At 62.8% G+C, this 21,411-nt stretch carries 19 protein-coding genes and 1 tRNA gene; 13 read left to right on the top strand and 7 right to left on the bottom strand.

Going from position 1 to position 21,411, the window contains the following annotated elements; all coding sequences use genetic code 11:
• Positions 1 to 154 precede the first annotated feature (154 nt).
• Complete coding sequence (locus tag AC4HIX_RS16285; RefSeq protein ID WP_259970816.1) at positions 155 to 568, bottom strand: hypothetical protein; 414 nt, start codon at positions 566 to 568, stop codon at positions 155 to 157.
• A 1,241-nt stretch (positions 569 to 1,809) separates the two neighbouring features.
• Here AC4HIX_RS16285 and AC4HIX_RS16280 point away from each other — a divergent pair.
• A tRNA-Ser gene (locus AC4HIX_RS16280) sits at positions 1,810 to 1,899 on the top strand.
• A 185-nt stretch (positions 1,900 to 2,084) separates the two neighbouring features.
• Here AC4HIX_RS16280 and AC4HIX_RS16275 read toward each other — a convergent pair.
• Genes AC4HIX_RS16275 through AC4HIX_RS16260 form a run of 4 tightly spaced genes read right to left on the bottom strand, consistent with a single transcriptional unit; the run spans position 2,085 to position 6,301 of the window.
• The gene (locus tag AC4HIX_RS16275) at positions 2,085 to 2,867 is read right to left on the bottom strand and encodes a dimethylarginine dimethylaminohydrolase family protein (protein WP_490399759.1); all 783 of its coding nucleotides are present in this window, start codon (positions 2,865 to 2,867) and stop codon (positions 2,085 to 2,087) included.
• Between the two features lie 4 nt (positions 2,868 to 2,871).
• Positions 2,872 to 4,476, bottom strand: coding sequence for a 5-guanidino-2-oxopentanoate decarboxylase (locus AC4HIX_RS16270; protein WP_490399758.1), 1,605 nt, complete (start codon positions 4,474 to 4,476; stop codon positions 2,872 to 2,874).
• The gene (locus AC4HIX_RS16265) at positions 4,473 to 5,657 is read right to left on the bottom strand and encodes a pyridoxal phosphate-dependent aminotransferase (protein ID WP_490399757.1); all 1,185 of its coding nucleotides are present in this window, start codon (positions 5,655 to 5,657) and stop codon (positions 4,473 to 4,475) included. The genes AC4HIX_RS16270 and AC4HIX_RS16265 overlap by 4 nt, the downstream gene beginning before the upstream one ends.
• Entirely contained in the window at positions 5,654 to 6,301 is a 648-nt protein-coding gene (locus tag AC4HIX_RS16260; protein WP_490399756.1) for a TetR/AcrR family transcriptional regulator, read from the bottom strand. The genes AC4HIX_RS16265 and AC4HIX_RS16260 overlap by 4 nt, the downstream gene beginning before the upstream one ends.
• A 97-nt stretch (positions 6,302 to 6,398) precedes the next feature.
• Here AC4HIX_RS16260 and AC4HIX_RS16255 point away from each other — a divergent pair, with 97 nt between their 5' ends.
• The 11 genes from AC4HIX_RS16255 to AC4HIX_RS16205 all read left to right on the top strand — a co-directional run bounded on the left by AC4HIX_RS16255 (position 6,399) and on the right by AC4HIX_RS16205 (position 17,729).
• Complete coding sequence (locus AC4HIX_RS16255; protein ID WP_490399755.1) at positions 6,399 to 7,196, top strand: ABC transporter ATP-binding protein; 798 nt, start codon at positions 6,399 to 6,401, stop codon at positions 7,194 to 7,196.
• A gap of 40 nt (positions 7,197 to 7,236) precedes the next feature.
• Positions 7,237 to 8,001, top strand: a complete 765-nt coding sequence (locus tag AC4HIX_RS16250; protein ID WP_490399754.1) for a transporter substrate-binding domain-containing protein — start codon at positions 7,237 to 7,239, stop codon at positions 7,999 to 8,001.
• A gap of 9 nt (positions 8,002 to 8,010) precedes the next feature.
• Positions 8,011 to 8,757 carry an ABC transporter permease gene (locus AC4HIX_RS16245; RefSeq protein WP_490399753.1) on the top strand — a complete coding sequence of 249 codons (747 nt, stop codon included), beginning with the start codon at positions 8,011 to 8,013 and terminating at the stop codon, positions 8,755 to 8,757.
• On the top strand, positions 8,754 to 9,515 hold the full coding sequence (locus tag AC4HIX_RS16240) for an ABC transporter permease (protein ID WP_490399752.1): 762 nt from the start codon (positions 8,754 to 8,756) through the stop codon (positions 9,513 to 9,515). Before AC4HIX_RS16245 ends, AC4HIX_RS16240 begins: the two co-directional genes overlap by 4 nt.
• Positions 9,516 to 9,653: 138 nt before the next feature.
• Positions 9,654 to 10,118 carry a hypothetical protein gene (locus AC4HIX_RS16235; RefSeq protein ID WP_490399751.1) on the top strand — a complete coding sequence of 155 codons (465 nt, stop codon included), beginning with the start codon at positions 9,654 to 9,656 and terminating at the stop codon, positions 10,116 to 10,118.
• A complete protein-coding gene (locus AC4HIX_RS16230; RefSeq protein WP_490399750.1) occupies positions 10,109 to 12,301 on the top strand; it encodes a 4Fe-4S binding protein in 2,193 nt (730 codons plus the stop codon). Before AC4HIX_RS16235 ends, AC4HIX_RS16230 begins: the two co-directional genes overlap by 10 nt.
• Before the next feature lie 11 nt (positions 12,302 to 12,312).
• The gene (gene nosZ / locus AC4HIX_RS16225; RefSeq protein WP_490399749.1) at positions 12,313 to 14,220 is read left to right on the top strand and encodes a TAT-dependent nitrous-oxide reductase; all 1,908 of its coding nucleotides are present in this window, start codon (positions 12,313 to 12,315) and stop codon (positions 14,218 to 14,220) included.
• Positions 14,221 to 14,223: 3 nt separating this feature from the next.
• Positions 14,224 to 15,507 carry a nitrous oxide reductase family maturation protein NosD gene (locus tag AC4HIX_RS16220; RefSeq protein WP_490399748.1) on the top strand — a complete coding sequence of 428 codons (1,284 nt, stop codon included), beginning with the start codon at positions 14,224 to 14,226 and terminating at the stop codon, positions 15,505 to 15,507.
• Positions 15,500 to 16,396 (top strand): ABC transporter ATP-binding protein, encoded by an 897-nt coding sequence (locus AC4HIX_RS16215; protein ID WP_490399747.1) that lies wholly within the window; start codon positions 15,500 to 15,502, stop codon positions 16,394 to 16,396. The genes AC4HIX_RS16220 and AC4HIX_RS16215 overlap by 8 nt, the downstream gene beginning before the upstream one ends.
• Positions 16,393 to 17,214 carry an ABC transporter permease gene (locus AC4HIX_RS16210; RefSeq protein WP_490399746.1) on the top strand — a complete coding sequence of 274 codons (822 nt, stop codon included), beginning with the start codon at positions 16,393 to 16,395 and terminating at the stop codon, positions 17,212 to 17,214. The genes AC4HIX_RS16215 and AC4HIX_RS16210 overlap by 4 nt, the downstream gene beginning before the upstream one ends.
• Positions 17,211 to 17,729, top strand: a complete 519-nt coding sequence (locus tag AC4HIX_RS16205) for a nitrous oxide reductase accessory protein NosL (RefSeq protein ID WP_490399745.1) — start codon at positions 17,211 to 17,213, stop codon at positions 17,727 to 17,729. The genes AC4HIX_RS16210 and AC4HIX_RS16205 overlap by 4 nt, the downstream gene beginning before the upstream one ends.
• Before the next feature lie 13 nt (positions 17,730 to 17,742).
• On the opposite strand, the gene hisD is transcribed toward AC4HIX_RS16205, so the two are convergent.
• Positions 17,743 to 19,020 (bottom strand): histidinol dehydrogenase, encoded by a 1,278-nt coding sequence (gene hisD / locus AC4HIX_RS16200; protein ID WP_490399744.1) that lies wholly within the window; start codon positions 19,018 to 19,020, stop codon positions 17,743 to 17,745.
• Positions 19,021 to 19,175: 155 nt separating this feature from the next.
• Positions 19,176 to 20,147, bottom strand: a complete 972-nt coding sequence (locus tag AC4HIX_RS16195; RefSeq protein WP_490399743.1) for a LysR family transcriptional regulator — start codon at positions 20,145 to 20,147, stop codon at positions 19,176 to 19,178.
• Positions 20,148 to 20,354: 207 nt separating this feature from the next.
• Here AC4HIX_RS16195 and AC4HIX_RS16190 point away from each other — a divergent pair, with 207 nt between their 5' ends.
• Positions 20,355 to 21,350 (top strand): taurine ABC transporter substrate-binding protein, encoded by a 996-nt coding sequence (locus AC4HIX_RS16190; RefSeq protein ID WP_490399742.1) that lies wholly within the window; start codon positions 20,355 to 20,357, stop codon positions 21,348 to 21,350.
• Positions 21,351 to 21,411 lie beyond the last annotated feature (61 nt).

Raw genomic sequence — 21,411 nt, 5'->3', positions numbered from 1 at the left:
CCGCCCGCAGCAAGGCCATGGATTCGCTGCCCTGGCAGGCTTTCGCACCGCTGCTTTCTCCCCCATGACCTGTTGCGCGTTGATGCGGCTCCAAGTATTGCGCTGGTTCAGCCACCGTTCACAACGTGGCACTGTCTACTTCCCATTCCGCTTTTCAGAGTTCCGCTTCGGTCTGGGTTTCGCAGAAAACCCGAAAGTGCTCTTCATCGTCCCAATCGTCTGCAACAAATTGCACCAACGAGCTCAGGTTGTCGGGATCCTGCACTGCGTCCAAGAGTATCTCAAAAGCTTCAGGGCTCTCGGCGGCATTGTAACGGGTCAAATAATGCTGGTCATTTTCGGCAATGTCTGAAGAAATCGAGACACCCCAGTTCACCTCCATATCACCATCGCTGTCTGCTTGTACGATTTTATCGACAAACAGGAACTGGGTGGACAGCCTGGCGATGGCAGATTCACGGCTACCGCACTCCCATACGTATTCAGAGAGTGCTTCCTCGCAGACCAGGTGGAGAAGATTTTCCGCGCGCATGATGCGGACAAGGTTTTCGTTCATCTGGTGGTTCACCTTTCATCCTGAATTTAGACTTGGGAGTAATGTGGGCGATGAGGTCGAAAATCCAAAGAGGCATTTGTCAGTTCTCCACAAGTCACGGGAGACATGAACCGCAGCCCCCGTTAACCTTCGAGGATCCCGCGCCGAGACCTGCTGCTGTTGCGGCAAGACCAGGGCAGGCTGCCTTTCAAGCCGGCCATTGCCCCCAGATGGCGCTTTCCCTTCTGTTCAACACAGGCATCAGGGCTCGATTAGCATGCAGGTTCCGTTACATCTTTGAAAACATTTGGTGATTGTCTTTATTTCATTGGCCGCCATACACCGAGGAGCTTGAAAATGCGATGTTCCTACCGCAGGCGGGGGCAGTGGCTCTGAAAAAAGTCATTTAAAATCAACGATGTAACGGTGTTACGCTGAGCGTTACACGCCTGTTACGGGGTTAAGTTATTGAAAATACTGGAAGTTTGTATGTATGTCTATGTATGTAACAAATAAATAGTTATATATATAAAGAGAGAAAGAGATATCCTGCCGGAGAGAGTAAGAGGTATACACTCTCCCCCGCCGTTACAGGCGTTACGGCGTTACGCTTTGTCTAAGCCATTGAAATTATTGAGGCGGTCCGTAACGCTCCAGCTCGATAAACATGAACGTAACCCCTGATATGTAACGCGGGGGTAGCTTCCCGCTGTACCGTGGCGACCAAATCACCGCCCTTCATGCACAGAGGGGATTGCGGATGTTTCCCAAGACGACGGAAGGCAGTTCTTCTGTCATCCGTACCAAGCGCACACTGCTGCAGACGCGGCATTCCCGGGTCGCCTTCCCGGAAGCGGAGGCCCGGTGAGGCGGTACAGCATACTTTGATGCTGTCGGCTGCAATGGCGTCAGCGAAGCGCAATAGGCGTGCATTACATGGTCCAGGCGCAAGTACCTATCTGCCGAAGCGCTTGCAGCGATGGCCTGCGGTTTCCACTATCGCCAGGGGATAGTCTTTCGTCTCCATGTGCGGCCTTTGGAATGCGGTTTGGTGATTTGGCGACTCTCATTGCGACCGGAGCAGGGGAGGGAATCAAATTTAGATCGATTGCCGTGAACATTGCGCGAACACGGCTGCACGGATTTTGCACGTGAATCACGTGCAGTTCCGCAAAGGTTCCCTGAAAACCGGGGAAACTCCCTGTTTTGCTGGCGCGGAAAAAAATTGAAAAAACGCCTTGTTTCTCTGGGTTGCGGCACATATACGGGTCAGCGGAGACGTGGCCGAGTGGTCGAAGGCGCTCCCCTGCTAAGGGAGTAGGCGGGAAACCGTCTCGTGGGTTCGAATCCCATCGTCTCCGCCATTACCCCGAAATTTGAGATGGCTGAATAGGTGAGTCCTGGCCCCGCAAGGGTTTGCGCTTGGCCTGAATCACAAGGGCTCCACTTGGGGGCGGCCGGCCGCGGTCGGCGGCAGGCCTTGGCTTGGCACCCTTGCATTCGACTGCCTGCCTGGCGGAAGGCAGTCTCGCATATTCACCCTTTGGGTTCAGAAGCGCAGGGACAGGCAGGACATGCCTCCGTCCAATTTGGCGCACTCGGAGTTGTCGATCTCCGCGATCTCAAAACCTGCCTTATCCAGCATTTCTGCCGTGCGCGGGAAGCCTGCGGCCATCAGCACCAAATTGTTGAAGCGGATGGCGTTGGCCGCGGCTTCCTCGCCTTCGGGCACATGCATTACCTTGTAACCCTCAAAACAGCCGGAGGCGTCCAGGCGTGTCGTGGACAGGATAGTCTCCGCATCCATCAGAGAGCAGTCGGTCTTGAAGTGGAGAACGCCCTCGGGAGTGAAGACTTCGCGCAGGGAGTGGCCCCATTCGGCGGCGATCTCGGCCAGCTCCGCGACACCTGCGGCATCGGTTCGGTCAGAGCGGCCGACAAGGATCTCCTTTCCAGTCACCAGAATGTCGCCCCCTTCGATGTGGCCGGGTCCGGTGATTTCTCGCACATCGCCATAGCAGGCCCGCAGGGTGGGGGCCATTTCCGCCACTTCGCCTAAACGGGACGGCGCGCCGGGGCGCATCAGGATTGCACCCTCGGGCAGGCAGAGGGCAGTGTCCTCTACGAACTGAGCGTCAGGGAAGGCCTCCAACGGTTCCAGCTCAATCACCGCCGCGCCAGTGCTGCGCAAGGCGGAAACATAGGCTGCGTGCGCCTTCAGCATTCCCTCGAGACTCGGGTTACCGATGTCCTCGGCGCGCAAGCCCTGCGCGATGCTGGACGCAGGACGTCGGGTGATGGCGCGGGTGAATTCAAAGGTGGGGTTTCGCATGGGGTTACTCCTGTCCCTGAGCGGGTCCGGTGATTTCGATTTCGACGATGGATGGGATGCCGCTGAGGCTGGCCTCGCTAAGGGCAGCGGCAACCGCTTGCGGGTCCATCGGAATGCGGGTGTAGGGAATGCCGAAGGACGCGGCGGCGGGACCGAACTCCGGCGGGGTAGGGTCGCAGCCAACGACGGGGACATTGACAGCTTCCATTGAGGTGGCGATTTCACCGTAACCGCGGTTGTTCCAGATCACGAAGGTGATGGGCAGCTTCTCATCCGCCGCGGCCATGATCTCGGGCAGGGAGAATTGCGCGCCGCCGTCGCCGGCGATGCAGATCACCGGAGTGTCCGGGGCCGCAATGGCGGCACCGATAGCGGCGGGGATGCCATAGCCGAGAGCGCCGTAGCCGGTGGCGGCATTGAACCAGCCGCCGGGGCGGTCGTGGTCGTAGTAGAGGTTGCCGGCATAGATCGGCTGGGTGGAATCCCCGACCATCAGCGCATCCGGCACAGCGTCGCGCATGGCGTTCAGCACCTCGACCTGGCCGCGGTAGTCCGCGCCGATCTCGTCAAAAGCAGCAGCGCGGGTGCGGTCTGCGCGGGCCGCGCCTTGGCTATCTTTCGGGTTTGCGGGCAGGGCCGTGAGCAAGGCGGCGATGGCTTCAGCGGCGCGGGCGTGAATGGCGAGCTGTGTCTCGTGGCGGGCCAGTTGGTCCTGGCAGATGTCCACCCTGATCAGCCCGGTCATGGCTGCCATGCTGCCAGTGGCGTACATGTCGTAGTCCGTCGGCCCCAGCTCCGTCCCAAGTGCGAGAACGCAATCGGCTTCCTCGATCAGTGCCCGGATGGCTTGCAGGCTGGGGCTGGCAGGAACGGTCAGCGGGTGGCCGTGCATCAAACCGCGGGCGTTGACGGTTTGCACCACCGGGGCGTCAAGGCGTTCTGCGAGCGTCCGGAGGTCCTGGCCGGCAGTCTTGGCGCCCCCGCCGGCCAGGATCACCACCTTGTCTGCTTTGGTAAGGCGGCTCGCAGCCTCGGAGATTTGGTCTGAGTCAACCGGCGGCTGTTCGGCAGCAGGCGCGGACGGGCCGTCCTGTGAAGCGGTGCCCGCCACATCCAGCGGGATTTGGATGTGGGTGGGGCCGGGGCGGCCGGCAGAGAAGGGTGCGAAGGCATTATCCAGCGCGGCTTCAAGTTCGCTGGGCCGGGCGACGTGTTCCGAAGTGAGCGCAACAGTCTTGGCCAGCGCGTGCTGGTCCGGAAGTTCGTGCAGGTGGCCGTGGCCTTTGCCGAGCGTGGCGCTTTCGTTCACTCCGGACACCACAAGCACCGGCACCGAATCCGCGCGGGCCTGGGCCATCGGGGTCAGCGTGTTGGTGAGGCCGGGGCCGGTGATGACAAAGGCAACGCCAGGCTCGCCGGACACCCTTGCGTAGCCATCTGCCATGAAGCCCGCGCCCTGTTCGTGGCGGGGTGTAACATGGCGGATGCCGGAGTCTGCGAGGCCGCGGTAGAGCTCCACCGTGTGCACGCCGGGAATGCCGAATACGCAGGAGACGCCGCGCGCCTTCAGCCCTGCGACCAGAGCCTCGCCAACTGTCTTGCGGGTCATGCTGCGCCTCTTGCCTTGGAGTTTGCGTGCGCCACGATCCGGTCGAGGGCGGTGGCAAAGCTGGTGTCATCTATCGTCAGGGCGACGCGCACCCAGTCCGTGAGGCCCTCGCCGAAGGCTGAGCCGGGCATCACGGCAACCCCGCTGTTCAGCAGGTCCCAAGCATATGCGTCGCCGTCCATTCCGGTTGCGGATACCTCAATCAGGGCAAACATGCCTGCCTCGGGGCGGTGGACGTGCAGGCGGGTCTCGCCATGCAGGCGCTGTTCCAACAGGGCAGCACGGGCGGCAAATCGGGACGCCATGCCCGCGGCCACCGAGGAGCCCTCGCGCACCGCCTTTTCGGTCATGTCGGCGATGAAGGGCTGATTGCCAAACAGCATCGTTTCCGAGACCGGCAGAAGGGCTGTGCAGAAGTCTTCTGGCCCGGCGCACCAGCCGCTGCGGAAGCCTGGCGCGGCGTGGGATTTGGAGACCGAGGAGACTGCGATCACCCGGTCCGCCAGTGCCGGATCGGAGAGCGGAGAGACGAATTCCGCGCCCTCGAATACCAGCTGCTCGTAGACCTCGTCGGAGATGATCCAGAGATCATGCTGCACTGCCAGTTCGCCGATCTCGCGAAGGTCTTGCGGGGTGAGGATGGCGCCGGTGGGGTTGTGCGGCGTGGTCAGGAGGATGGCGCGGCTGCGCGGGGTAATGCGGGCGGCGATGTCGCTGGCCTGCATCCGGAACCCGGCCTCGGGCCGCAGCTGCACCGGTACCATTTCAGCGCCCGAGGCGCGTATCACGCCTTCGTAGGTGGCATACATCGGGTCGCCAACCAGCACTTCGGTGCCGGGTTCGGCCACGCCCTGCAACACCGCATAAAGCGCGGTCTGGGTGCCGGGGAAGCAGAGGATGTTCTCCGGTCCGAAATGCCGCCCGCGGCTGGTGGTGTAGGCCTCGGCCAGGGCGGCGCGCAGGCGCGCCTCGCCGCGGCCGTCGGAATAGCCGGTGCGGCCGGCATGCATCGCTTGCGCGGCGGCCTCGATCAGCTCCGGCGGGGTGGGCACGTCCGGCTCGCCGATGGTCATTTCCACCAAGTCCGCGCCGGCTGCGGCCATTTGCCGTGCTTTTGCGTGCACTTCCCATTTGCCGCCGCCAAGTCCGGCCAGCCGTTCGGTGATTGCTGTCAGCCTCATGCCGTTTCAGCCTCCTGCTCCAAATTCAAACCTGTGATTGCGGCAACCGACTGCCGTCCGATTTCTGCCAGCTCACCTGGCGCAAAGGCGTCCGGAAGGGCGCCGCCCTCCAGCCACAGCCCGTCGATCACCGCGTTGCAGGCGATAGCCAGCTGCCGCAGCCGGGCAGGCGCGGCGGGGCGGTTGCCTTCTTCCAGCGCGTCGGCGATCAGCCCCTCCAGAAAGTCGCGGAAGTAGCCATAGGTGCGTTCGTGAGTTGCCTTCATTTGCTCATCCTGCTGCACCTTGTTCAGGAAGCTTGCCCAAAGCGCGATTGATCGCGGGTCCACCACCGGCGGCGTCAGGGAGGCGTTCACGAAGGCGGTGAGCCGGTCCAGCGCCGTGCCATCCACTCCTGCCGCGGGGGCAAAGGTCTGATCGGTCATGGCGGTCATATGGTGTTCGTAGGCGGCGGTGATCAGCTCTTCCTTGGAGCTGAAATAGTGCCGGATCAGACCCTGGGTGACTTTGGCGCGCTCGGCAATGCCCCGCACCGTGGCCCCGCGCACGCCGTTCTCGGCCACTAGCTCCAGCGTGGCGAGAATCAGCGCCTCTTTCCGGGCCTCGGCGGATTCGCGTTTGAATTTGCGGCGCTCGTCGGTCACCTCAGCTCCTGTTTTTTACCTGGCGGAGAAATTATACACTTGCATAATTACGCGAGTCGCGGCTTACTGCAATCGGAAATTTCAGGGTGACACAACAATGGACACAGCCACTGCTGCCGCTTCCGCCAGGGAGACCGATACGCGCCGCGAGGCGATACGGGTGGAGAATCTGCACAAGTCCTTTGGCAATCTTGAAGTGCTCAAGGGTGTGGATCTAACGGCGCGGCAGGGGGATGTGGTGGCGATCATCGGCGGCTCCGGGTCCGGCAAATCCACCATGCTGCGCTGCATCAATTTCCTTGAGACACCAAGCTCCGGCAAGATCGTGATCGGCGGCGAAGAAGTGACGATGCGCGGCGATGGCAGCCCGGCCAACCAGAAGCAGATCGAGCGCATCCGCACCAAGCTGGCGATGGTGTTTCAGCAGTTCAACCTGTGGACCCACCGCACCCTCTTGGAGAACGTGATCGAGGTTCCGGTGCATGTGCTGAAAGTGCCCAAAACTGAAGCCACCGACCGCGCGCGCGAGCTTCTGGAGCGGGTTGGACTCGGCGGCAAGGAGGACACGTTTCCTGCTTATCTGTCCGGCGGCCAGCAGCAGCGGGCGGCGATTGCCCGGGCGCTGGCGGTGGACCCGTCGGCGATGCTGTTCGACGAGCCGACATCGGCGCTGGACCCGGAACTGGTGGGCGAGGTGCTTACGGTGATACGCGATCTCGCCGCCGAGGGCCGCACAATGCTTCTGGTCACCCACGAGATGAAATTCGCGCGCGAGGTCGCGAACCACGTTGTCTATCTTTATCAGGGCCGCATCGAAGAGCAGGGGCCGCCTGCCGAGGTCTTTGGCAATCCGCAATCAGAGCGTCTGAAGCAATTCCTGAGCTCGGTCGCCTGATCCACTACCACCACAATAAAAAACCAACTGGGAGAAGAAGATGAAACTGAAAGCACTGCTTGCCGCAGCCACCGCCGCTGCTGCCCTCTCCGCCGGTGCCGCCGCCGCGGAGCAGGTCAAGATCGGCATCGCCGCAGAGCCCTATCCGCCGTTTGCCTCGCTTGACAGCTCCGGCAACTGGGTCGGCTGGGAGGTCGAGGTGATCGGCGCGGTCTGTGCCGCGGCTGAACTGGACTGCGTTATCACTCCGGTGGCCTGGGACGGTATCATCCCGTCGCTGACCGGCCAGCAGATCGATGTCATCATGGCCTCCATGTCGATCACCGAAGAGCGCCAGAAGACCATTGATTTCTCCGATCCGTATTACAACACGCCGGCGGTGATCGTGGCGGACAAGTCGATGGACATCGAACCCACACCGGAATCGCTGGCGGGCAAGATCGTCGGCATTCAGGCTTCGACCATTCACCAGGCTTACGCTCAGGAATACTTCAAGGACGCCGAGCTGAAAGTCTATCAAACCCAGGATGAAGCCAACCAGGACCTGTTTGCCGGCCGCATCGACGCGACCCAGGCAGACAGCATCGCGATGGCGGATTTCGTAGGCTCCGACACTGGCGGCTGCTGTGAGATCAAGGGCGCAGTGGCAGATGACCCGGCGATCCTGGGCCGTGGCGTTGGCGCAGGCGTGCGCAAGGGCGACGATGACCTGCGCGAGGCGCTGAACAAGGGTATTGCGGCGATCCTGGCCGACGGCACCCACGAAAAGATCACCGCCAAATACTTCACCACCAGCATCTACTAAGGCGCTGACGTGACCGGACTGCTTGAACTACTGGGCCTCGGCGCCAGCGCAGAGCTGCTGTCGCTGTCGGGCTGGGGAGGCAACCTGCTGCGCGGGCTTGCCAACTCCCTGCAGATCGCCTTTGGCGCCTTTGGGCTGGGACTGGTGATCGGGCTGTTCGGGGCCTATGGCAAACTCTACGGCGGGAAGGTCACACGTGACCTTCTCGCCATTTATACCACGGTGATCCGGGCGGTGCCGGAACTGGTGCTGATCCTGATCCTCTATTACGTGGGCAGCGATATCATCAACAAGATCTCCGAGGCGATGGGCGGCGGCCGGGTCGAGATCAACGGCGTTGCGGCGGGCATCTGGGTCCTGGGCGTGGTGCAGGGGGCTTATGCCACCGAAGTGCTGCGCGGCGCCATCAAGGCGGTTCCGGGGGGACAGATCGAGGCCGCGAAATCCTATGGCATGCCAGCCTTCATGATCATGCGGCGGGTGACGATCCCGGCGATGATGAGCTTTGCAGTGCCCGGCCTGGCGAACCTGTGGCTGATCGCCACCAAGGATACGGCGCTGCTGGCGGTGGTCGGGTTCAATGAGCTGACTCTGGAAACCCGCCAAGCGGCAAGCAGCACGCGTGCCTATTTCACCTTTTTCCTGGCCGCCGGGTTCCTGTACCTGATGGTGACCCTGTGCTCCGGCGCGGTCTTTGCCCGGGTCGAGAAATGGGCGCGGCGCGGCCAGCCCTCGCTGAAGGGGGGCACGCGATGATCGGCCTGAAGGACCTGATGCAGCCGCATCGCATTGTGATGATGCTGGTGTTTGCGGCTATCGTGATCTGGTGCGCCTTCGCGCTGCGTTGGGACTGGATCCCGAAATACGCGCCCCTTGCGCTGGAGGGGCTGTGGACCACAATCTGGATTCTCGCGGTCTCGACCTTCTTCGGCTTCTTCTTGGCGGTGCCGCTGGGTTTGGCGCAGGCCGTCGGCCCCTGGTATCTGTCGATTCCGGCGCGCACCTTCTGCACCATCATCCGCGGCACGCCGCTGCTGCTGCAAATCTGGCTGCTCTATTATGGGCTGGGATCTCTGTTTCCGCAGTTTCCCTGGATCCGCTCGTCAGAGCTGTGGCCCTACCTGCGCCAGGCCTGGCCCTATGCGGTGCTGGCGCTGACCCTGTCCTATGCGGGCTATGAGGGCGAGGTGATGCGAGGTGCGTTCTCCGGTGTGGCCAAGGGGCAGCTGGAGGCGGCAAAGTCCTTCGGCATGCCGCGCTTCACCATGTTCCGCCGCATCTGGCTGCCGCAAGCAGTGCGCAATGTGCTGCCGACTTTGGGCGGGGAAACCATCCTGCAGCTGAAGGCAACGCCGCTGGTGGCGACCATCACGGTGGTGGAAATTTACGCGGTGTCCTCCCGCGTACGGTCCGACACATTTATCGTCTATGAGCCGCTCCTGCTGCTGGCCGTTGTCTATATGGCCATCGCCGGGGTGATTGCCCTGGCATTCCGGAAGCTTGAGAAAGGCTGAGGCCGCAAAGACTTAGGGTGTTTTACGGCAAGTTTACGAATGTTCCGGAATTTCAGGTTTATCTGACATACATCAAATAACGGCACTGAAGTTCCCTCTAGTGTCAGCGGCAAATGCAGCAAGAGAATCTTGTAACAGATGCCGCGCACACTTTTCATATCTTCCGCCTTCCGCGCCGGGTTTGCCCGGCGTCTGGCGGGGATTTGCGCGGTTTTCATGCTGGTGCTGCAGGTAGCTCTTCCCGGTGCGGGGCAAGCCGCGGCTGGCGGCGAATGGATCGAGATCTGCGGCGAGTTCGGCGCGGTGGAAATTCAGGTTGCCGGCGGCGACAGCGAAGACAAGCAGGACTGCCCCAAGTGCAGCACCTGCGTCCTGTGCGCGGCTGAGAATGGGGCCGGGCCGGTAGGGCTGCAGCCATCCAGCATCACCCGTGCGGCGGACTGTGCCGTGCTGCTGCCCGCGGGAACCGCGGTGCAGCCGAACCCGGCGCAATACTGGCACGAAGGCCGCGGGCCTCCGCTGGTGACCAAGATAGAATCCGTACGCGCCTTGCGCGCGTCCGTGGCAGCCACTCAAGATAAAGGAGAGGCGCCATGGTCCTGATACGCGCCTTCCGGGGCTGGCTGACAGCCCTTTTGATGACAATTACCGCCGTATTTGCCGCGGTGACCGCGGAGGCAGACAGCCTCGACTCTTTCCTGACAGAACTGACACCTAGTGATCTGGTCCCCGGCGCCGATGCGTTTGGCCCTGTGCGCAGCGATGTACCGGTGGCGCCGGTGCTGAAGGCGGGCGAAACTGTCGCATACGCCTTCCTGACCTCTGATTTCGTCGGCACCACCGGCTACAGCGGCAAGCCGATCCATGTGGTGGCAGCCATTGACACCGATGCAGAGCTGACTGGCGTGAAGCTGGTCAAGCACTCCGAGCCGATCGTGCTGATCGGTATCCCGAACTCCAAGATGGTCAAACTGACCGAAAGCTATGCCGGGCTGGATCTGAAGGCCGAGGCGGCGGCAGGCGGCGATGCCCATGACCTCGACATCATCTCGGGCGCGACGGTGACCATCATGGTGATCGACGACAGCCTGGTGCGCGCTGGCATCAAGGTGGCGCGCGCGCTGGGCTTAGGCGGTCTGTCGCCGGTGCAGCCGGACGGGCCGAAGCGCGAGGTCGATATGGCCCGCGAGGAGACTGCGGACTGGACCACGCTGGCGGGCGACGGCTCTGTGCGGCGGATGACGCTGGACGTGGGCCAGATCAACGCGGCCTTTGAGGCCACCGGCGACCAGCGCGCGATCCGCCGGCGTCAGCGCGGCGCGCCGGACGACACCTTCATCGACATGCATATGGCGCTGGTTTCGGTGCCGTCCATCGGCAAGTCGCTGCTGGGCGAGGCGGAGTACCGGAACCTCAAGTCCTGGCTGAAAGAGGGCGAGCACGCCATCCTGGTGCTGGGGCGCGGCAGCTACAGCTTCAAGGGTTCGGGCTATGTGCGAGGCGGCATTTTCGACCGGATCCAGATGATCCAGGGCGATGCCTCGGTGCGGTTCTTCGACCGCCAGCACAAGCGGCTGGGCGGGCTGGCGACGGCAGACAGCCCCAGCTTTACTGAGCTGGACCTGTTCAAGATTCCGACCGATGCGGAGTTTGATCCGGCTGAACCCTTCCGCCTGCAGCTGCTGGTTCAGCGCTCCGTGGGCGCGCTGGAGCGGGCGTTCCTGACCTTTGATCTGGGCTACAAGCTGCCGGAGCAGTACCTGCTGCCCGCCGCGCCTGCGCCCAAAGTGGTGGAGGATGACACGAGCGAGGCCGCCGCCAAGGCCGCCCTGTGGCAGCGGATCTGGAAAGACCGCACCGTCGAGATCGGCGTGCTGGCCGTAATGCTGCTGGTGCTGACGGGGGTGTTCTTCTTCCAGTTCCAGGCGACTGTGAATGCGCGGACCTTCTACTGGTTTCGCATTGGATACCTGACTGTCACTTTGGTCTTCCTGGGCTGGTACGCCAATGCGCAGCTGAGCGTGGTGAATCTGATGGCGCTGGCAGGCAGCTTGCGCAGCGGCTTTTCCTGGGATGCGTTCCTGCTGGACCCGCTGGTGTTCATCCAATGGTTTGCCGTTGCCGCCGCGCTGCTGTTCTGGGGCCGCGGTGCCTATTGCGGCTGGCTTTGCCCGTTCGGCGCGCTGCAGGAGCTGACCAACAAGATCGCTCGCGCATTTAAGGTGCCGCAGATCACCCTGCCGTGGGGCCTGCATGAACGCCTTTGGCCTGCGAAATACATGATCTTCCTCGGCTTGTTCGGCGTCTCGATGGTGTCGATCCCGCTAGCCGAAACCTACGCCGAAGTGGAGCCGTTCAAGACCGCGATCATCCTCAAGTTCGTGCGCGACTGGCCGTTCGTGGTGTTTGCCGTGGCGCTGCTGCTGGCCGGTCTGTTCATCGAGCGTTTCTACTGCCGCTACATGTGCCCGCTGGGCGCGGCGCTGGCGATCCCGGCGCGGGTACGGATGTTCGACTGGCTGAAGCGCTACCACGAATGCGGCCACCCCTGCCAGACCTGTGCCAACGAGTGCCCCGTTCAGGCCATCCACCCCACCGGTGAGATCAACCCGAACGAATGTGTGAACTGCCTGCATTGCCAGGTTCTGTACCAATCCGAAGCCAAATGTCCGGTTGTGATCAAACAGCTGAAACGCCGGGCCAAGACCGGCAGCCCGGCCCCAGACGTCACTCTGGGCCGCCCGCCTGCCAATCACCCCAACGCGAACAGGACAAAAGTTTCCTGAAGGAGGACATCATGTCTGAAGACCTGAAAAACAAACTGCCCGTCACCCGCCGCGGCCTTCTGGGGGCCACTGCCTCAGGTGCCGTGCTGGCGGCCACCGGCGCCGGCTCCGCTCTGCTTGGCGCCAAGCCTGCACAGGCGGCCGGCGTCAACCTGGCGCCGGGCGAACTGGATGAATATTATGGCTTCTGGTCCTCGGGCCAGACCGGCGAGCTGCGCATCCTGGGCGTGCCGTCCATGCGCGAGCTGATGCGGATCCCGGTGTTCAACCGCTGCTCCGCCACCGGCTGGGGCCAGACCAACGAGTCCAAGAAGATCCTGACCGAGGGCCTGCTGCCGGACACCAAGGAACTCCTCGCCGCCAACGGCAAGGAAACCTATGACAACGGCGACCTGCACCACCCGCATATGTCGTTCACCGACGGCACCTATGACGGCCGTTACCTGTTCATGAACGACAAGGCCAACACCCGCGTTGCCCGGGTGCGCTGCGACGTGATGAAGTGCGACAAGATCATCGAGATCCCCAACGCCAAGGACATTCACGGCCTGCGCCCGCAGAAATTCCCGCGCACCGGCTATGTCTTTGCCAACGGCGAGCACGAGGCACCGCTGGTCAACGACGGCCAGATCCTGGATGACCCGTCGCAATACGTGAACATCTTCTCTGCCATCGACGGCGACACCATGGAAGTCGCCTGGCAGGTGATCGTCTCGGGCAACCTGGACAACACTGACTGCGACTATCAGGGCAAATACGCCTACTCCACCTCCTACAACTCGGAAATGGGCATGACCCTGGCCGAGATGACCGAGAACGAACTGGACCACGTTGTCATCTTCAACATCGCAGCGATCGAAGCCGCCATCGAAGCCGGTGAATATGAAGAGCTGAACGGCGCGAAAGTTGTCGACGGCCGCAAGGGCGCGCCCGGCAAGCTGACCCGCTATATTCCGATCCCGAATTCGCCTCACGGCATCAACACCGCGCCGGACAAGAAGCACGTCTGCGTCAACGGCAAGCTGTCGCCGACCGTCTCGGTGATCGACGTCGAGAAGCTGGACGCGCTGTTTGACGCCGATGCCGATCCGCGCTCGGCCATCGTGGCGGAACCGCAGCTGGGCCTTGGCCCGCTCCACACCGCCTTCGACAACCGCGGCTATGCCTACACCACCCTGTTCCTGGACAGCCAGGTGGTGAAATGGGACATCGCCAAGGCGATCGAGGCCTATGCGGGTGCCGACGTGGACCCGATCCTCGACAAGGTCGATGTGCAGTACCAGCCGGGCCACAACTCCACCTCCATGGGTGAAACCGCCGAGGCGGACGGCAAGTGGCTGATCTCGATGAACAAGTTCTCCAAGGACCGGTTCCTGAACGTGGGCCCCCTGAAGCCCGAGAACGAGCAGCTGATCGATATCTCCGGCGACAAGATGAAGGTGGTGCACGACGGCCCGACCTTTGCCGAGCCGCATGACTCGATCATCGTTCACCGCTCCAAGGTGAACCCGGCCAGCATCTGGGACCGCAACGACCCGATGTGGGAAGACGCGCGCAAGCAGGCTGAGGCGGATGGCGTCGATCTGGACGACTATCAGGACACCATCATTCGCGACGGTGACAAGGTACGGGTCTACATGTCCAGCCAGGCGCCGAATTTCAGCCTTGAGAAGTTCACCGTCAAGCAGGGCGACGAGGTCACTGTCTATGTCACCAACCTGGATGATATCGACGATCTGACCCACGGCTTCTGCCTGTCGAACTTCGGCATCGCGATGGAGGTCGGGCCGCTGGCGACCGCCTCGGTCACCTTCATTGCCGAACGTCCCGGCGTGCACTGGTACTACTGCCAGTGGTTCTGCCACGCGCTGCACATGGAAATGCGCGGCCGGATGCTGGTCGAGCCGCGGAGCGCCTGAGCCATGAAACGGCTCCTGCCCATATCCCTGGTTGCGGCCTTTGCCAGCCTGACGCCGGCCTGTTTGACAGCAGCCTGGGCGGCGGATTGGGATGTGCCCAACCGGGCAGGGGCCATCGCTGAAACACTGGCGCGGGCGGCGGATGGCGACACCCTTCGCCTCGCCGCCGGCGAATATGCCGAAACCCTGGTGCTGGCCAGGCCCGTCACCCTTGACGGGCAGGGCCACGCCACACTGGACGGCCGGGGGCTGGGGTCGGTCATCACGGTGACCGGCCCCGGCGTAACCGTACAGAATCTCACGGTTGTTGGCTCCGGCTCTTCGCATCAGGAAATTGACAGCGGCATCAAGCTGACCAAAACGGCGATTGCGCCGCAAATCCTGAACAACGTGCTGCTGGGCAACCTGTATGGGGTGGACATACACGGTGCGAAGGACAGCCTCGTGCAGGGCAACCGGATCGAGGGGCGCCTGGACCGCCACATGAACACCCGCGGCAACGGGGTCTATGTCTGGAACGCGCCGGGTGCGGTGGTGGACGGCAACGACATCCGTTTTGGCCGCGACGGGATTTTTGTGAACAGTTCCAAGAAGAATGCCTTCACTAACAACGTGTTCCGCGATCTGCGGTTCGCCGTGCATTACATGTATGCCGACAATTCCGAGGTGTCGGGCAACGTCTCGATCGGCAACCACCTGGGCTACGCGGTGATGTTCTCCAAGCGGGTCAAGGTGACCGGGAATGTCTCTCTGAATGACCGCGACCACGGGGTGATGTTGAACTACGCCAACCAGGGCGAGGTGCGCGGCAACTATGTGAAGGGGGCTAAGGACAAGTGTACCTTTCTCTATAACGCGCACAAGAATGACTTCTCCGGCAACTGGTTCGAGGGCTGTGGCATCGGAATCCACTTCACGGCCGGCAGCGACGGCAACCGGATGGTTGGGAATGCCTTTGTCGGCAACCGGCACCAAGTGAAATTCGTCTCCTCCAAATGGGCGGAATGGAGCGAGGAGGGCCGGGGCAACTACTGGTCCGACTTCGCAGGTTTTGATGTGGACGGAGACGGCATCGCCGATGCGCCCTACCGTCCGAATGACAGCATGGACCATGTGCTGTGGACGCAGCCCGCGGCGAAACTCCTGATGGGCTCGCCTGCGGTGCAGCTGGTGCGCTGGTCGCAATCGGCGTTTCCGGCGCTGCTGCCCGGCGGGGTGATCGACAGCCACCCGCTGATGCGGCCAGAGCGGCCCGTGGCCGCCAGAAAGGTTGAACAGGATGGATAACTCTCCGCTGCAGATCCGCGCGCTGGACAAGTTCCGCGGTAAGACACAGGTGCTGCATGGCATCGACCTGGAAATCGCGCAGGGCGAGCGGTTGGCACTGTTGGGCCACAACGGCGCGGGCAAGTCGACGATGATCAAGGCGGTGCTGGGCCTGATCCGGCATGAGGGCGGCAGCATCCGCATCTGCGGTGCGGACCCTGGCAGCGCAGCGGCCCGGGCGGCCACGGCTTTTCTGCCGGAAGCCGTCAGCTTTCACCCCGCGCTGACCGGGCATGAGCAGCTGTCGCTGTTTGCCCGCCTTGCCGGCGAAAGCGCGGACATTGGGGGCCTCTTGGAACGGGTTGGCCTGGGGGAGGCGATGCACCGCCGCATCGACGCTTATTCCAAGGGGATGCGGCAGCGGCTGGGGCTGGCGCAGGTGCTGCTGGGCCGCCCGAAACTGGCACTGCTGGACGAACCCACCAGCGGGCTGGACCCGATCTCGCGGCAGGACCTTTACGCGATCATCAACGAACTGGCCGAACAGGGCGCGGCGGTGCTGATCGCCTCCCACGCGCTGACTGAGGTGGAGGCGCGCACCGACCGTATCGCCATCCTGCGCAAGGGGGTGAAGGTGGCGGATGATACGCTGGCGGGCCTGTCGGCGCAGGCCGGGCTGCCGGTCAAGCTGCGGGTGCAAGCCAGCGGCACGCACGCCGACCGGATCGCGACGGAAACCGGCGGGCGGCGGATCAACGGCGCTTCGGTCGAGATCCTGTGCTCGCCGCAGGACAAGATGGCCGAGCTGCGCAAGATCGCCGCCATGGGCGATGCAGTGGCCGATATCGACATGGTGCCGCCGCGGCTCGAAGACCTTTACCGCCATTACTCCGGGGAGGACCGCAAATGAGACGTGCCTTTGCCATTGCCCGCGCCGAGATGCTGATCCTGCGCCGCAACCGCTGGCTGTTCATGGCCACTCTGATCATGCTGGCCTTTGCGCTGGCTCTGTCCTTTGCCGGATCAGCGCCGACCGGGACGCTGGGAGTGGACATGCTGACGGTCTCCGTGGCCTCGATGACCACGCTGTCGGTCTACCTCGCTCCGCTCCTGGCGCTGATGATGGGATTTGATGCGGTAGCAGGCGACCGCGACCGCGGCAGCCTTGCCCTGCTCCTGGCCTATCCCGCGAGCCGGGCAGAGATCCTACTGGGCAAGCTGATGGCGCATTTGGCGGCCTTGGCGGTTGCCATGTGCATCGGCTTTGGCGCGGCGGGTGCTGTTGCCGCTTGGTTCGGCGGTGCCGACACGGAGAGCCTGATGGCTCTGGGGCGGCTGGTGCTGACCTCAATCCTGCTGGGCGCAGTGTTCCTGGTGCTGGGATACGCTTTGTCGGCGCTCAGCAGCGGGGCAACAGCCGCGGCGGGTCTGTCTGCGGGTGTGTGGCTGGTGTTTGTAGTTCTCTACGACCTGGGCCTTCTGGGGGCCGTGGTGATGGACAGCGGCGGGGTGTTCACTCAGAAGGTCTTCCCCTGGGTGATGGTTGCCAACCCGGCGGATGCGTTCCGGCTGTGGAACGTGGCGGCCTCTGAAAGCGTGGCCTTGTCCAGCGGGATGGCGGGCGCCGCCAATGCGCTGCCCGGTTGGGCTGCACCGCTGTCGCTTCTGCTGTGGCCTGCGCTCGGGTTCCTGCTCGCCTGTGCAGCCTTCCGGAGGGTGGAGCCATGAAACGCCTGATCCTTGCTGCCGCGCTGGTCCTGTCCGCCTGTCAGGAGGAAGAGGCCAAGGCCCCGCCCGCACCGGTGGAGCTGACGGAAACGGCGCTAAGCTACTTTTGCCAGATGAATGTCGCTGAACACGGCGGACCTAAGGGGCAGATCCATCTGGACGGCTTCCCAGCGCCCTTGTTCTTTGCCCAGGTGCGCGATCTGGCGGCCTATGTGAAAAGCCCGGAGCGGGACGCGGAGATCACCGCCATCTATGTCAGCGACATGGGCGCGGCGGCAAGCTGGGAACAGCCTGGCACCGACAACTGGATAAATGCCAGCGAGGCGCATTTCGTGGTCGGTTCGAATGTCGCGGGCGGCATGGGTGCGCCGGAGGTTGTGCCCTTTGCCTCCCCCGAGGCGGCCGCGCGTTTCACACAGCGCTATGGCGGAACGGTTGCCGGCTTCGACGGCATCCCGGATGACGCCGTGCTGGGGCCAGTTGACTTGGACCAGCAGCTGGAGACGCCGTCCTGAGCGCGAAGCAGCTTCAGACCGCTTCACGCAGCAGCCGCATCTCAGCGGCGATGGCGTGGCCCTCCATCCCTTCCATCCGGCTGATCCGGGCGGTGCGCTGGGCCAGCTCATGCGAGGCGGCGGCGTTGCAGCGCTGCCAGGTGACGGTCTTGGTGAACTTGTGCACCGACAGCCCGCCGGTATAACGCGCCGCGCCGCTGGTCGGCAGCACGTGGTTGGGGCCTGAGGTCTTGTCGCCGAAGGAGACTGTGGTCTCCTTGCCCAAGAACAAAGAGCCATAGGCGGTGAGGCGGTCCAGCCACCAGTCGAGATTTTCAGCCTGCACTTGCAGATGCTCCGGCGCGTAGCGGTCGGCCATCTGCGCGGCTTCTTCTCGGGTGTCGCACAGGACCACCTCGGCGCGTTCGTGCCAGGCGCGGTGGGCGGCAGAGAGGTTGGGTTCTGGAAGCCTGTCGATCAGCGCCTGCGCGCGGGCCATAACGCCCTTGGCCAGGCTCTCGCTGGTGGTGACCAGCCAGACCGGGCTGTCGGCGCCGTGTTCGGCCTGGCTGACCAGGTCCCAGGTGACGGTCTCCACATCTGCAGTGTGGTCAGCGATGACCAGAGAGTCGGTGGGGCCTGCAAACATGTCGATGCCGACCTCGCCGAACAGCATCCGCTTGGCCTCAGCCACATAGGAATTGCCGGGGCCAACCAGGATGTCGGCGGGCTGCGACCCGAACAGGCCTTGGGCCATGGCGGCAATGCCCTGCACCCCGCCCAGGTTCAGGATCAGATCGGCACCGCACAAGTCCATGGCATAGATGATCGCATCGGGAATGCCGCTGCCGGGCCGCGGCGGGGAGACCGCGGTAATATGGGGCACGCCAGCCACCTTGGCGGTGGTGATGGTCATCAGCGCACTGGCGATATGGCTGTAGCGTCCGCCCGGCACGTAGCAGCCGGCGCTGGAAACCGGGATCTGCTTCTGGCCCGCGATAAGGCCGGGGATTATCTCTACCTCGCATTCCCCCATCGTGGCTTTCTGCGCCTCAGCAAAGCGGCGGATGTTGGCGTGTGCGAACTGAATGTCTTCTTTGAGCTGATCGGAGACCCGGTTGCAGGCCGCGCGGCGCTGGGCGTCGGTCACCACAATGGGTCCGGTCCAGCCGTCCAGTTGCTCCGCATAGCGGCGCACGGCATCTTCGCCCTCGCGCTGGATATTGGCGAGCATGACGGCGACGGTGTCGCGGATATCGCTGTTTTCGGCGGCGGGGCGCGGCTGGGCCTGTTTGAGGTAGGTAATTGCCATTGGGTCAGCTCATTTTCCGTTTAAGGGCCGCCGGATGTGCAAGGGAAGGCCCGGCGCGGGTTGCGCTTAAGACAGCGTTCCCTATGGCAAACGGTCAAGCCGTGCCCCATTGGTTTCGAAAAACACGGATGTTTGTTTCGAATTGCCCTGCGCGCCTAGGCGCCTTTTGCCGGCAGCGTCCGGAACTCCTCTGCCAGCCAGGGAAAACGCTGGCTGATCGGATCTGTAAAGTGATGGCGCAAGGACTTCTGCAGCGCCTCGTGGATCAGCTGCGAGGTGGCCGCCGGATAGACGCTGGAGGTAAACAGCGACACCGTCCGCGCAAAACTCTTGCCTGGAAAACGCACCACCTTGACCTTGTCGTGGAAGCGCTGGGCGCGGTGGTAGCTGGCGGCGGTTGTGACCGTCCAGCCGCTGCTTTCGGCCACCAGGCCGATGATCGACTGGTTGCACTCCAGCTCGAACCGGTTTGGCAAGGATATCTTGAGCCGGGTCAGCTGGGTCTCGATCTGCTTGCCGATGGTGTGGTCGCGGGAATAGCGCAGGAATGGCAGCGGTGCTTCCGGTTTTGTCAGCTCCTCGACACTGCCGGTGTATCCCGAAGGCACCACCAGAATGAACGGATCGCGCATCAAGGGATACTCGATCAGATCCGGCAGCAGCCCGGCCGGGCGGGTGGCAACGCCCGCATCCAGTTTCTGTTCCTGCAGCTTTCCGATGATCTCATGGCTGGGCCGCGTATAGTGGCGGAAGTTGCAGCGGGGCAGGGCGGTGGACAGGAACTGAAAAAGCTCCGGCCCGACCTCGTTGTCGAAGTCATCCAGCAGTGCCATCCGCAAATCGGTGGCGTGCTGCCAGCTGCCGGAGCGGATTTCCGCCTCGCCGCGCCTCAGGGTCATCAGCCCTTCGTATACGTAACGCGCAAAAACCACGCCGGCCGGTGTCAGCCCCATCGGGCGGCGGGTGTGGTCCACCAAATCAACCCCCAGCGCGCTTTCCAGGCTGCGCAAGTGATTGGAGACGGTGCTGATCGACAGCCCGGTTTCCGCAGCGACCTTCTGTATCGACCCGGATTTTGAGATCAGCTGGAATACTTCCAGCCAGCGCAGACTCAGCGTCTTTTGCATAGGCAGCCCTCCCTTGCGCTCTGCTTATGCTATCCACAGAATTGCACCATTACATCCGAAAAAATCGAAACTAGGTTTTACTTTCGCTGCAAGAGTAAATTTATTCTACAGCGAAATCTCTTCCCGGATATGGTTTGCCGTGCAAAAATCAAAGCCTTAAGGCCTGCACAGAACGGGCCCGGCGTGACAACTGGGAGAACCATTAATATGATCAAAAAGTATCTGCTTTCAACAGCCTGTGCGGTTGCTGCCGCGATTTCCGCGACTGCCGCGTCAGCGCAGGACGAAATCACGGTGGCCTATTTCCTTGAATGGCCGATGCCTTTCCAGTTCGCCAAGGCCAATGGCACCTATGAGGAAGAGATGGGTGTCAAGATCAACTGGGTGTCCTTCGATACCGGCACGGCGATGTCTGCGGCGATGGCTTCGGGCGACGTTCAGATTGCCGTAAGCCAGGGCGTGCCGCCGTTTGTGGTCGCCACCTCCGCCGGGCAGGATCTGCAGGCGGTGGACGTCGCGGTGAGCTATTCCGACAACGACAACTGCGTGGTGGCCGAAGCGCTGGAGATCGACAAGGACAGCGCTGGAGAGCTGAACGGCAAGAAGGTCGGTGTCCCGATCGGCACCGCGGCGCATTACGGCTTCCTGTCGCAGATGGCGCATTTCGGCGTTGACGTCAGCTCGATGGAAATCGTCGACATGGCCCCCGCCGATGGCGCAGCGGCCTTTGCCCAAGGCAATCTGGACATGGTCTGCGGCTGGGGCGGCGCGCTGCGGCGGATGGTGGAGCATGGCAACGTGCTGCTGACCGGTGCGGAGAAGGAAGAGCTGGGCATCCTGGTGTTTGACGTGACCAGCGCGCCAGCCGGATTCGTCGAGTCGGAAGGCGAGTTGCTCAGCAAGTTCCTGAAGGTGACCGCAGATGCCAATGCGATGTGGAATTCGGGCGATCACAAGGACGAGATGCTGCCGGTGATTGCCAAGGATGCCGGTATGGATCTGGCCGATGCTGAGGCTACCATCGCCACCTTCAGCTTCCCCTCTGCCGAAGAACAGCTGTCAGAGAAGTGGCTGGGCGGCGGCGCGCAGACCTTCATGAAGGGCGTGGCCGATATCTTTGTGAATGCGGGCAGCATCGAAGCAGCCCTGGATTCCTACGACGGGGCCGTAAACAGCGGCCCGCTGGCAGCCGCGCAGAACTGAGCCGTAGCAGCTTGAGCATGTCGAACGGCCCGGGTCCCGGGCCGTTTGCATCCAGGGTTTC

Source organism: Leisingera sp. (assembly GCF_982940295.1).
Note: the sequence above shows the minus strand (reverse complement) of the source record. Positions and strands in the feature narration are given on the sequence as shown.